12 protein-coding genes are annotated in these 13,140 nt (G+C 38.5%); 5 read left to right on the top strand and 7 right to left on the bottom strand.

Annotated elements, in window-relative coordinates; translation table 11 throughout:
* Window positions 1-430, top strand: a 430-nt coding sequence (locus CALSC_RS10160; protein ID WP_088241235.1) for a GNAT family N-acetyltransferase, incomplete at its 5' end; no start/stop codon positions are given.
* A gap of 8 nt (window positions 431-438) precedes the next feature.
* Here the strand turns inward: CALSC_RS10160 and CALSC_RS10155 are convergent.
* From CALSC_RS10155 to CALSC_RS27815, 5 genes are all read right to left on the bottom strand, one after another.
* Window positions 439-2,973, bottom strand: a complete 2,535-nt coding sequence (locus tag CALSC_RS10155; RefSeq protein WP_088241234.1) for a glycosyltransferase family 39 protein — start codon at window positions 2,971-2,973, stop codon at window positions 439-441.
* A 56-nt stretch (window positions 2,974-3,029) separates the two neighbouring features.
* Window positions 3,030-4,196 carry an FtsW/RodA/SpoVE family cell cycle protein gene (locus CALSC_RS10150; protein ID WP_088241233.1) on the bottom strand — a complete coding sequence of 389 codons (1,167 nt, stop codon included), beginning with the start codon at window positions 4,194-4,196 and terminating at the stop codon, window positions 3,030-3,032.
* A gap of 82 nt (window positions 4,197-4,278) precedes the next feature.
* On the bottom strand, window positions 4,279-4,602 hold the full coding sequence (locus CALSC_RS10145; RefSeq protein ID WP_088241232.1) for a hypothetical protein: 324 nt from the start codon (window positions 4,600-4,602) through the stop codon (window positions 4,279-4,281).
* Window positions 4,603-4,876: 274 nt separating this feature from the next.
* Window positions 4,877-5,320, bottom strand: a complete 444-nt coding sequence (locus tag CALSC_RS10140; RefSeq protein ID WP_088241231.1) for an Rrf2 family transcriptional regulator — start codon at window positions 5,318-5,320, stop codon at window positions 4,877-4,879.
* Window positions 5,321-5,470: 150 nt separating this feature from the next.
* Window positions 5,471-5,593 (bottom strand): hypothetical protein, encoded by a 123-nt coding sequence (locus tag CALSC_RS27815; RefSeq protein WP_268807199.1) that lies wholly within the window; start codon window positions 5,591-5,593, stop codon window positions 5,471-5,473.
* Window positions 5,594-6,066: 473 nt separating this feature from the next.
* Between CALSC_RS27815 and CALSC_RS10135 the strand changes: the two genes are divergently transcribed.
* Entirely contained in the window at window positions 6,067-6,471 is a 405-nt protein-coding gene (locus tag CALSC_RS10135; protein ID WP_088241230.1) for an AbrB family transcriptional regulator, read from the top strand.
* Window positions 6,472-7,350: 879 nt separating this feature from the next.
* Entirely contained in the window at window positions 7,351-7,731 is a 381-nt protein-coding gene (locus CALSC_RS10130) for a hypothetical protein (RefSeq protein WP_088241229.1), read from the top strand.
* Between the two features lie 53 nt (window positions 7,732-7,784).
* On the opposite strand, the gene CALSC_RS10125 is transcribed toward CALSC_RS10130, so the two are convergent.
* The gene (locus CALSC_RS10125; RefSeq protein ID WP_088241228.1) at window positions 7,785-9,410 is read right to left on the bottom strand and encodes an ArnT family glycosyltransferase; all 1,626 of its coding nucleotides are present in this window, start codon (window positions 9,408-9,410) and stop codon (window positions 7,785-7,787) included.
* A gap of 376 nt (window positions 9,411-9,786) precedes the next feature.
* On the opposite strand from CALSC_RS10125, the gene CALSC_RS10120 reads away from it, so the two are divergent.
* Window positions 9,787-11,292, top strand: coding sequence for a hypothetical protein (locus CALSC_RS10120; RefSeq protein ID WP_088241227.1), 1,506 nt, complete (start codon window positions 9,787-9,789; stop codon window positions 11,290-11,292).
* An 11-nt stretch (window positions 11,293-11,303) separates the two neighbouring features.
* On the opposite strand, the gene trmB is transcribed toward CALSC_RS10120, so the two are convergent.
* Window positions 11,304-11,960 (bottom strand): tRNA (guanosine(46)-N7)-methyltransferase TrmB, encoded by a 657-nt coding sequence (gene trmB / locus CALSC_RS10115; RefSeq protein ID WP_407641904.1) that lies wholly within the window; start codon window positions 11,958-11,960, stop codon window positions 11,304-11,306.
* A 281-nt stretch (window positions 11,961-12,241) separates the two neighbouring features.
* Here trmB and CALSC_RS10110 point away from each other — a divergent pair.
* Window positions 12,242-13,140, top strand: an 899-nt coding sequence (locus tag CALSC_RS10110; protein WP_088241236.1) for a metallophosphoesterase family protein, incomplete at its 3' end; no start/stop codon positions are given.

Raw genomic sequence — 13,140 nt, 5'->3', positions numbered from 1 at the left:
AGAAGATATTGAAACACTATTTGAAATTAGAACTAGCGTTGTCGAAAATCATCAATCCCGAGAAGAAATTGCAAAGCTAGGTATCACCCCAGAAACAGTTGCTGAAATGCTACAAACTGATTGTTGTGCATGGATTGCAGAAATTGATGCTAAACCAATTGCTTTTTCTATCGCCAATGCAACTGAGAAAACCATTCTTGGTATGTTTGTTCTCCCTGCTTTTGCAGGTCGTGGAACTGGTCGTGCTTTAATGGGAAAAGCCGAAGAATGGCTCTGGTCACAGAATATTGAAGAAATATGGTTACTTACAAGTAGCGATCGCAATTTCAGAGCTTATGGTTTTTATCTCCATTTAGGATGGATTCCTGTAGGAATGGAAACGGAAGGAGAAATGAAAGGAGAGATGAAATTTATTAAAAAGAGAAACTAGACAACCAATTAAAAATCCAATTTTTGCCAAGTCTGCCATACTTTAATCAAATTACCTTGCATCAACGCCGCAACACCATCCAGCACTTGAAACTCTAGCAAATCAGGTTGCTTCGCTAAACTAGGCTGGAGAGACTTTCGAGCTGCTGCTGGTTGCCAATTATATAATTGTACAAACGCCAAATATGCCCAAGCATAGGGATTCTGGGAATCTAACTCAGTCACTTTTTCTAAAGCTGCGATCGCACCATCTACCCGTTTCTGCAATGCATTGGCTAAGGCTAAAGAATAAGCCCAATCTTTGTTAGGTGCAATATGCTCTAAACGATATGCCAAACTTAATCGTGTTTGTACTAGATAATCTTGAATTGGGTCGTATTGGTTAATACGTCCAACTTCATCAAATACTTTGCTTACAGCTTCTGTACCTTTAGGTAAATTAGTTGCCAGAGTCCTTAATTGAGTTAACAAATCCAATTCCGGTGCTGGGATAGGAGCAACTTGAGGGTCAATATTTAGAGTAATATTTGGTACTTTAATTGGATAAACTTTCCCAGTCTTCCGATTAAGATAGGTAGCCTCCAAAGTATAATTTCCTGGTGTAATTGCAGCAGGGGGTAACATGGCTAATTTTTCGGTAACTTGAAATTTACCTTGGGGCTCTTGCTTACCTGCATCTAAATTCCCCATACCAATACCGTGGTCATGTATCCAAAAAGACTTTGACTTATCTCCTGGAGAATTAAGGGAATGCCAAGTTAACAACACTAACCCCTGTTGTAATTCTGACCAATCACCACTCCAGGTATAAGATATAGGTAATGGAACTCCCGGTGGTGCTGTTTCTGGGATTTTAACTTGAGAGAGGGTAATCTGAGTTTGTGAACCTTGGGAAACAGACTTTACCTCGATTGGAGTTATTTGACGATGATAAAGTTTAATAGAACTACCATCAGGCAACTTCCAAGCTTCATTTAACTGAAAATCCCCACCTTTCTCCACAATTGGCACGATTTTGCCCTGTGCTTCTGGAACAGAACCTTGATCACCAGACTTAGTCAGGAACCAATCAAGCGATCGCGCATCTTGGGGAACAAACTTATTTCTGGTTCCCACTTGACGACCGTAAACTTGAAAATTTGCCAGCGCCCCATAATAATTTAAACTATGTTGGTTAATTTCCCTCGTTGAAGGCAACACTCCCAGATTTGAGCGTAAATAAGGCTCAGTTTGAATAATTTGACTAATTACCTGACGATGGGGTAACTCTTCTCCCATATAAGGATAATGCTGAACCTTGGGACTCAAAGCTTGAGTCATCCAGATTCCGGGAATACCACCAACTGGAAAAAGATTGAGTAACATTAGCAACACCGCCAATCCCAAAACACCCCAGCGAATACGTTTTCCCCAGAGATTGCGAAAGCAAGTTAAGCCATAGGACAATAATATTGAGACAATAGGTAAATATGGCAACACATAGCGTTCATCTTTATTCGGATTGACAGATGAAAGCAAATATGAACCCACAAAAAAGACTACCAACCATTTACCAGAATTTATGGGAGACAATAAATCCTTTGTACCTTTGACTCCATCAGTAGAATCTCCAGAATTCCTATAATCCGTGATCCGACAATAGAGTAGCAACAGCCCTATAGGTAGAATTAGCAAAGGAATAGAGACTTGATGGGGTAATTGGTGCCAATAGAAAGTCCAAGCTTTGAGAGTATTCAAAGGAGCATCCCCTTCCGCGATCGCAGAATCTATGGTTGCCCGTTTTCCAGAAGTTAAAATAAACAACCAATTAGTGCGATACCAGGAACCGAAAACCAATGTAGACAATCCAAAAGCACCAAATAACTGGAATAGCTTTCCCCAACGACGATGAAATAGATTCTCAAAAATTACCCACAATATAGGTACAAGCAAGAAAATCAACGCCGTTTGCTTCAGCATCAAAGCCAACCCAAAGCATAACCCAAACGCCCCAGCCATCAAGATGGAGTAAAGAGGATGTGAAGTGTAGACAACAGATTTTCTCCCCTGCTCCCTGCTCCCTGCTCCTCTGCTTCTTCCACTCCCCTTAAATCGCCAAGCCGTAAGACAAAAGAAAGTTAATGTGACAACTGCTGCTAGGGGATAATCTAAGAGAAATTCCAGACGGAAACGATATAGTCCAGGTAATACTTGACACAATCCAGCTGCCCACAAACCAACGGATTCGCCAAACAAAATTGTGCCCAAACCATAGACAGAACCAAGTAAAATTGCACTGAATACCAGCATTACCAATGTAGCCTGATCCTGTCCCGTACCGAAAATATTTTGTATATATGCTGTAACAATATAAGTCAAAGGTGGTATTTTAGAAGACAATAGCCATAAACTTTGCCACCACTCCCCATTCCACCACTCGGGATTTTGTAACCCCCGCCAATAGTTTAAAGTACCTGTAAGATAATCAGCCTGATCCCAACTAGGAATAGAGCGATCCAGAGCAAACCAAATGCGATCACACCCTGCACCCAGTAACCAAATCATGGCAAGTATCAATAGGTTGTTTTTTTATTTAAGAAAAAAAATTCCCATCCACAAGTTCAATTTTCAACCCTATCTTTATGTAATGGTACAACTTCAGCCTCATTACTTTCCCTTGCCACACGAATCAGTAATGCAGCAGAAATCAAACTAGAAATCATCGAGTTTCCACCATAACTAAACATAGGTAATGGTAAACCAGTAGTAGGTAAAGCACCGGTAGTTACTGCAATATGAATTAACGATTGCCCAACCAACACAAGAGTAATACCAATCGCCACCAGTCGATGGGCTGGTTTAGTTGTTTTTAATGCCACTCTCAATCCTAAGGTAGCGTAGCAAGCAAACATAAATAACAAAACCATACTGCCAAAAAATCCAAATTCCTCTGCGAACACCGAAAAAATAAAGTCAGTATCCTGAATTGGTAAATATGACAGTTTTTGTTGTGAAAGCCCGAAACCAGCACCCCAATGACCCCCAGAACCAACTGCTAACAAGCTTTGTACCAATTGATATCCATGTCTCCTGGCATCTGCCCAGGGATTGAGAAATGACATAATCCTTTGGCGCTGATATTCCTTAATACTGACGCTAAGTAGTGCCAGTAGCAATCCTCCAAGGGCTGTTCCTCCTAAATACTTATAAGGTAATCCTGCAGCCAGAGCAATAAACCAAATAGTCATACCACAAAGTGCAGTTGTGCTTAAATTAGGCTGGGCTAGGATTCCCAAAATTATCAGACAAAAAATAGCCAGCCAAGCAAAAATTAACCGCCAGCTAAGTTTGTCCCAGAGGGAAAAAAGCCGAGCACTTTGCAGTACCAGGAAAGGCTTAATTAATTCTGATGGCTGAAGAGGTACTGGTCCCAAAGGTATCCAACGGGATGCTCCCAAAGACCTTTTACCTAGTCCTGGTATGAGAGTAGCAAAAATGAACCCTAGGAGGATAAACAAGAACCAATGAGATAGTCGTAAAATCTTACGTAAAGGTAAATTAACAATAATTTGGAAAAAGACCAATCCCACTAATGCCCACAGTAATTGACGTTTAAAATAGTACAACCCGTCATACTGGCGATCATCGGCAACAGCGTAGGAAGCCGAAAATAAGACTATTAAGCCAATACATAGCCAAACAAATGTCAACCAGTGTAGCAATCTAGCTTCCGCAGACCAACTAGATACGGAATCATCAAAAAATGGGATTAAGCGCCGTAGATTCACAATGGGTACAAATCAGGTGTAATTATTTTCAATAAACTTTAACAATAAATAATTATCATATCCGCACTTTTACTAACATGGCTTATGCTGTTAAATTTACAGCATAAGCCAGAGCAGCTTGTTGTTTACGAGTCAGGATATCAAAACCAAAACAGGCAAATGCAACTGGTGACAGCTGAGATTGGGTGGAAAAAATCAAATTTTTGCCAGCATCTCTTAAGTATGTTTGACCTTTTTTGACTTTGACCTGATAAACTAATTGCTGTGTTGCTGTCTCAATATCACACCCATATTCTCTGACTTTGACGATATAAACGTTTTGATTATACCTGTCTTGTAGTTGATAAATACCTGTTTGGGACTGTTTTAAAGTATATTCTTTCTGGCTATATGACCAATTATTCATGTATTTAGAGCCTTCCATTTAAGTAATGAGCAGTTCTCCATTCAGAAGAATTGATAGCTTTTTTTTTGATTCAAAATAATGCCAATCTGATGTAAATCAAACTTAAGTGTTTTTGCGTCGGCGAAATCTTAACAAAGATTAAAGCAACTGTCAAACAATTTTGGATTGACCCCATGTCTAAGGTTAGGGGCTTGGGTCCTTTTATTATTCGGTCATAAAACTCTTTCCCGATTCCCAACTCCCGATTCCCCATTCCCTATTTTCCAGCTAGTAGTTAAACTATAAAACTAGCTGCTTCTCCCAGAGAAGCTTGCCAACTACGAGCATCATAATAAAGGTCTGCCAAAGTAATACTATATAGTGCTTCCTTGAGTTTTTGGTGCAATCTCCGCCAAAGACAAACAGTTACCCAATCTTCTGCTTGTGATGGTTCTGGATTGCAGTTAGGTAACTGGATAATATTTTCTCCTACTGCTTCCAAAATTTCTCCTAAAGATATTTGTTTTGGTTCTCTTGCTAATTGGTATCCACCAATACTACCCCGAACGGATTTAACTAATCCAGCACGGCGCATTTCTATTAATATCTTTTCTAGGTAAGGAGCAGGTATATCTTGACGTGTGGCGATTACTTTTACAGATACAGGACCAAATTTTGGCTGTAAGCTCAAGTCTAGTAATGCCTTGACACTATATTGTCCCTTAGCTGTTAGTTTCATAATTTATAAGACTTGCTCTGACTGGAATAGCTAATGACTTAAAGATGGAAGTTCGATTTTGCTTCTAGTAAAATTCAGCATACATCAACTAACCATTTAGACTAGGCAAAAAGCTGGCATGATCAGCATTTTATTCCCTTGAGGTTTCTATTAGGGAACACCAAAAAATAAATTACTCAATTTCTGGACTTGAACTAATTGCTTTACTCCCCCTGCTTCTATTCGGGTTGCGCCACTTGCTACAACGCGGGTAACCCCTACGGGTTGTGGCACTTGCTTTATGCCGGGAAACCCGTCCACCGCAATGGCTTACCGCGCAACGCAGTGGCTTACCTGCTCCCTGCTCCCCTGGATTTTGAGGGATTGGTTATTTTTTATTTGGAAGTCCTTTAGGGCAGCAGGAAATATTTTTTATCCTCCAGAGCAGTACTAGTTTTATTTATTCAAGTTCAGAGGCTGTAATTCTAGTAAAACTCGTAGATCTAGTTTATGAAACTTAAATAAATACAATATAGCATTAAAAAAATCAAGAAAAATTTCCTAATATGATTTATCAAAATTGCCAGCTTTATTACCAATATATTGTGCAGGCAAAATTGCATAATTAGCTAAAATTCTGCATCTAATTGTAATATACTTAAGCAATAGCTGAGATAAAAACTAAAGGACTCTGTTCCTCCGAGTAATTTATCGGCTAAAATAAGAACGATTAAAACACTTCAAACATTTATTTTCGATCTACATTGATGGCTAAACAGAAAAAAATTGAACCCCTAACGGGTGAAGAACTACTCACAAAAGTCAAAGAGTTAGAGAACCTCAGCAAAGATGAAAAAGCTAAAGAATGCGGATACTATACCGTTACCAAAAATGGTGTAGAACGTGTCAATATGATGAAATTCTTGAATGCTTTAATTGATGCGGAGGGCATTCAGTTAGATGGTACTCCTAGTTTAAATGGTAGAGGAGGACGCAGTGCCAGTTACAGAATCAGCGTGCAATCTAATGGTAATTTATTGATTGGTTCTGCCTATACCAAACAAATGAATCTCAAACCTGGAGACGAGTTTGTGATTACTTTAGGGAAAAAACATATTCGTTTGAAACAAGTTGATGCTGAAGAGATGGAAGATGTAGAAGCCACAGCGTAAATATTCGTCACTGTCGCCTAGGTAATTATTGATTCAGTTGTTTCTTGCTGTGCCTGATTCTGGGGGTTTTATTCCCCCAAAAAAAATTACTGGTCAGAATCAAACGATAAACTACACCATCAAGTATGTAAATCCACGATTCTCCCAAGGGAAAATGCCATCACCAAACACGAAAATTATGCTTGCGTTCATGGGCACGGCGTATTTAAGGTTATTTGAGATACCAATAGATTCTAAATCTTGCCTAGTTTCTTTATTGCCGATTTTCAAGTTGTTTTCCCAGGGATAATGATATCGCAACCAATCTCACCGAGTCCGGTGAAAGTGTTATTGATTGGTGAAACAACAAAATCTAACAAAAAATTTAAATTTTCTACTGTCTCTGATGATTGTGAGCGATCATTTATGCAATGCCAGGAACTAGATTTCAAACTTTAGTTTACGAATGAATAAAATAAACTACAGTAATTTGGTCTCAGGCTTCTGCTCTACTGATAGACTGTGACACAAATCACTGACAAATCAAATGATTACTGATTTGACAGATGATTGTAGTCAGTATCCTATATTTGTGTACTTATTTGACAAAAATTGAGTGAAAAAAGTTGCGTTTTTTTACAATCTGGCTGGGGATAATGCTTAAATGGTAAGACAGTTGATAAGTAATAGTTGTTCCTACAAAATACCAGCTAATCAAGATGCATATCCATCTGAATTTAATGATGCTGTGATTGCTTTACGTAGGTTATGCTGAGTTAATAATGTAACTTTGTGGGTATTCTGAATAGAGGGAATCTCTAAAATCTAAATTTCCCGACAAATTGAGTACAAATCACATATCTATATAAAGTAAGTAAATGGATTAAACGGACAAAATTAATGAATACACACAATAATATTGATAATCACTATCTTACTTGCCCAATTTGCCAAAATAATGGAAAATCTCAGTTAATTAAGAGTGGCTCTGGATTATTTACCTGCCCTTATTGTCAGGAGCGGCTAGTTGTCAGCCATAGTGGTCATTATGTCCGGGATCCATTGGCTTGGAAACAGACTATTTTCTATGAGTCATTGCGTACTCATAATAGACCTAATAATAAAATTTTCAGCAAATCTGTTTTATTTAAGAGATCCTTAGTATCTTTAATTTTATTAGTTGCGATGATCACGGGGATGATATTTGTCACTCAACAACAAGTATCTAATAAAGAGACTCCAGCAATTCCTAAAATAGATAAACCGGACAAACCAGAGTAAAACTTAAATATGTTGACTTGAACAAAAAAATATTTGACTATATAACTAAATATCTAAATATCATTCCCCTTCCTCTCTTTTGTTACTAGTATCCAGCCTTCAGATTCGTTAATTTGCTTGACTGCACCCAATTGCATTTGATTGAGAGCATCTTGAGTCAATAACAAGTAAGGTTGCTGATTCTGTTGCCAATATTCTTGTAGTTGTATATTATTGCCAGGAATAATGGAGCGATCGCTATAAAAATTGAGGGAAGGGCGATGTTCACGATTAGATGTGTAAATTTTGGTACCCGGTGGAGTTCCTTGCTTGACAATTTCACCTACTGGTTTAACGGGGTAGCGTTCTTGCAGTTCCCAAACCCAGTGGTTAGATTGCATGAGTAATAAAAGGGATAAATAACTTCCCCAAATTAAAACTTGCAGGAACTGCTTGTCACCTTTGTGTACCAAAACGGCTGCTAATCCCATAGTGATGGCTACCACAATGAAAATTAGCTGTAGTTCAATGGGGTTGGAATTATTCCATGAGTAATAAATTAGAATTCCACAAGCCGCAATTGCTAGTAAAGTTAAACCATTAACCCAAGCACGGGGATAGGATGAAAGTAAAGGAAATCCTTCAATTTCAGCAAAAAGTACACCAATAGTTAGGGCAATACTAGGATAAATGGGGAAAACATACCAAGGTAGTTTAGTAGTCATTATGGAAATAATTAGCAAATAACCCCCCATCCATACCAATATTAATTTTGCCCAGCTCAAATTTCGGTTTTCCCAACATAGGCGCAAAGCTTGGGGTAAAAACAATAACCACGGCCAGGTATATTTAGCAATTTCTAAAATATAAAACCAAGGGGGATGGGCATGTCCTTCAACAGCCTGCCAAATACGGCTGAGGGATTGATTCATCACCCCAATATCACTAAAGGTATGACCGTAATGCCACCACTGGGCACCATACCATAAAGCTACAGGAATCATACCTAAACAGATGGCAAACCAGAAATAACAACTGGTAAGTAATCTGGGTGTATCCCAGAGCAAAAAAATACAAGCGATCGCTGCTAATAATAACCCCAACATGCCTTTTGTCAGGCAAATGAGTCCCAAGCTCACTCCTATTCCCAGGCAATAAACTAAGTTATACCGCGATCGCAATACCCATAAAATCATTAACAGAAAGAAAAATACTGCCCCTCCATCCAACATGGCTAAACGTCCATGACGCACCACAGGTAGCATGGTGAGATAAACGAGAGCAGCGTAAATAGCACAAATACGTTGATGAAATAATTCTCGAGCAATCCCGTAGAGTAAGGGTACAGAAATTGCTGATAGTAATGCTCCGGGTAAACGTGCTGTCCACTCACTCACTCCCCCGAGGGAATAAGCTATAGCAATCAACCAATGCATAAGTGGTGGTTTATTTAGATATGGTTCTCCTCCCAGAGTTGGGTACAACCAAGTCATGGAATTAATCGGTGTACGCCCAATTTCTCGAGCCACCTGGGCTACTGTTCCTTCATCCCAATCTCGTAGAGGTAATGTACCCAAATCTATGGTAAAAAGTAATACAGTTGCTATCAAGAGGAGGATGATCCACAAGCCATCAATCCATTGGTCATGAAGTTGATCCCATTTTTTGACTCGACCCCAAAAAAAGCTTTTTGCTGGCATACTCTGGAAATTATTGGCAAATTTAGTCTAGATAGAGACAAAGACGCGATGGTGATTACTTGGTTGCCGTATTTAACTCCAAAAGAGCTTTGGCAAATCGTAAATATAACCATTATGCTTGAATATTATCAAATCTTAAACTAATTCAATTTTTCCCAAAAGGGATTCAAGCCTATACATTTATATATGGGGTTCTGTTCTTTCCCCTGTTCCTTGTCCTCTTCGTAGGGTTCTGTTCTCCCCTCTGCCCCTTGTCCTCTTCGTTGACAAGTATTGTCAAGTTAATTTGAATTTTATTGACTAAATACACTATGGTAAAAATTGCCAATTAGTCTACTAAATATAACAATTAATAAATACCTTGGAGGGAGCATCAATGAACATATCTTTTATTTTAGATGTCACACTGGGTTTAATATTTATTTTCTTGACCCTGAGCTTATTAGCATCGGAAATCCAAGAATTGATTGCTACACTTTTTCAATGGCGCGCCCAACATCTAAGAAGAGCAATTGAAATTCTCTTGGCTGGAGATTTACAAAATTCACAAGATTTGCGAGTCATTCAATTAGTCAATCAAATTTATGCGAATCCTTTAGTTAAAAGTCTGAACCAGGAAGCGAAAGGTTTACTCCCCACCTTACCCCGACAATTTACCTGGAGAGTAGCCTCAATTTATCGAGCACTGCAACCAAAGGGTCCAAGATTACAAACAAAAGATACAGTCTTTGGTGATCAAAAGCATAGTGGACCATCTTATATTCCTGCCCAAACTTTTGCCAATACTCTTATAGATACTCTACAAGTACCAACATTAGTTCAAAAATTGAGTGAATCCAGATTTACAAAATTTAAAGAGCAAAAATTAGCAGAGATTCAAAATATTGTCTTTCAACTGCAAGAGCAGTCTGCTAATGATGAAAATATGGCTACTTTTTTTAATAAAATGTACCAGGAATTTGCAGAGATGCACGCAGAATTCGAGCAAATTCTTTGGAACTTCCAACAAGATAAAGCTGATTTAGTTACCAGTATTAATCGTATGGGAGAAAGTCTGGATAGATATATTGATAGTTTTCAATCGAATATGACAACCAATGATATATCCACAAAAGCTTTGAGAAGACTACAATTTTTAAAACAAGATGCTTTTGGTGATGCAGAAAGAGCAATATCCCTTGGTGGTTTACAGCCTAATGTGAATGAAGTGGTTCAATCTGTGAATAAGGATAGCCCTGTTTATCAGGAAATCAAAGAATCCATGCAAGATAGAGATAATGAGGCGTTTCAAGCTATTGAAAATGTGATAGATCGCTTACCTCCATCTATGGCACAAAGTTTGAGTATTTTTGCCAAAAATGCCCAAACAAGGGTACAAAAGACAGAGGAAGGCATTAGTTTACTACGTCAGGAAATTGAGCATTCATTTAATAATTCTATGGATAGGGCATCAGGAGTATACAAGCGTAACTCTAAGGGTGTAGCCATTTTGTTGGGAATTATTATTGCTGTTATTTCCAATGCTGATACATTTCATATGGTGAATCGGCTATCTAAAGATTCTGCTATCCGGCATACAATTATTAGTAATGCTGGGCAAGTTTTGCAACAAGATTCCCAATCTGTGGTCAATTTTGAGGACTTAAAAAATCAAACGGATCAAGTATTGACCGATATTGCTCTACCTTTGGGTTGGACTAATACTAATTATCAGCAACAAATTGTCTCCAAACAAGAATCTTTCCCATTCTTTAAGTATTTAAGTATGTTTTTTGGTTGGATTATCAGTGGAATTGCGATCGCTATGGGAGCCCCATTCTGGTTTGATATTTTAAATAAGATTGTGAATGTGCGTAATTCTGGCAAGTCTCCAACACCTTAATGTTTTCAGTTTTATTTACCATTATATTCAACCTTGGTAAATAAGGCGCGATATACAGGCTCCCCTTTATTCTGAGTAGCTATTTCCCGCTCTGTAGGCACTGGAAGGGGATTTTCCAATAGCCATTCTCCATTACCTTGTCTCTCAAAAGCGGGATGTGCTGCAAAACGATCGCACATTTCCCATGTAACAAATTGAATATCTGACTGTAAAAATACTATTCCTCCTGGTGCTAGATATTCTGCCAGTTCTGCAACTAATTCTGGTTGCACAACACGCCGCTTTGCATGGCGAGTTTTAAACCAGGGGTCGGGGAATTGAATGCTAACCTGTTGTAGTGTTCCCGGAGCCAGACTAGATAAAAGCGATCGCATGGAGGCATTAACATTACAAAATAAGTAATGTAGGTTTGTCAGCCCTAATTCAGAACATAATCTATTGGCATCATCTACCAATGGCTCACGAATTTCTAGCCCTAGAAAATTCCAATGGGTTTGTATCTGTGCCATTTTTAATGCAAAACGTCCCCTAGCACAACCAATATCTAAATGGAGGGGTTGGTTGGGATGAGCATAGATTTTTCCCCATTCTAGAGGATTTACAGGTGTTTGATACTTGTTTGCTAAAGGGTTAACGTGCTGACGGACTCGGACTCTCAATGCTGCCAAATTTTTCTGCTCCTTTTAACAATTACCAGTTATTCTTTTACCAATTTTAAAATAATTTATTTCTCTAGGTAGATGCTAAATTTTTGAAATTTTGAATCTACATTTTGTCATTTTTTGATTCTGACCACACTCCTTCGGTGTTACTTCGTAAACGCTGCTAAATGAACCTCCATACTATACAAATCTTAACGGGGATCATTTGTCTGCGACATGATAAAGGTCAGGTTATACTTTTTTTTAAAGAGTTTTTACACTCTGATTTAAAAATTATCATTACTTCAATGACTTATAAATTTCGTTTTGCAATAGTTAGCGACTTACATATTGCCCTTCCCCATACTATTTGGCAACATCCCAGTCGATTTCATTTAGTGGAAGTTAGTATTAATGCATTTGAAAGTGTACTAGAACATTTAACACAATTAGACTTAGATTTTCTATTGATTCCAGGGGACTTAACCCAACATGGGGAGCCTGAAAATCATAGCTGGTTGGCGGAACGCTTATCAAAGCTGCCTTTTCCTGCTTATGTTGTGCCTGGAAATCATGATGTTCCTGTATTACAGGCAAATGAGCAATCTATTGCTTTCGGTGATTTTCCTTACTATTATCGCAAGTTTGGTTATTCTCAACCAGAAAAGAGTTATTACACCTGTGAGGTACTTCCAGGGGTAAGACTAATTGGATTGAATTCTAACTCGTTTAACGACCAAGGAAAATTAGTCGGGCGGTTGGATGAACAGCAATTGCAATGGTTACAAGGGGTATTAGATGATGCTGGTGATGATTTGGTGTTGGTAATGGTACATCACAACGTAGTTGAGCATGTGCCCAACCAGTCCAGTCATCCGATAGCAAATCACTACATTTTGCAAAATGCGCCAGAACTATTGCAATTACTGCAACAATACGGAGTTAAACTGATATTCACAGGACATTTACATGTTCAAGATGTGGCTCAATCCCATGGTTTATATGAAATTACTACAGGTTCATTGGTAAGCTATCCCCATCCTTACCGCATACTGGAATTTAAACAGGATGATCGCGGTAGGGAGTGGTTACAATTTTTATCATATAGAGTGGAATCAGTACCTGATTTTCCTAACTTACAACACTCTTCTCGCCAGTGGATGAGCGATCGCAGTTTCCCCTTTGTTGTCAAGTTATTGAGTCTAAG

The organism is Calothrix rhizosoleniae SC01 (genome assembly GCF_900185595.1).
Lineage (GTDB): Bacteria > Cyanobacteriota > Cyanobacteriia > Cyanobacteriales > Nostocaceae > Calothrix_A > Calothrix_A rhizosoleniae.
Note: the sequence above shows the minus strand (reverse complement) of the source record. Positions and strands in the feature narration are given on the sequence as shown.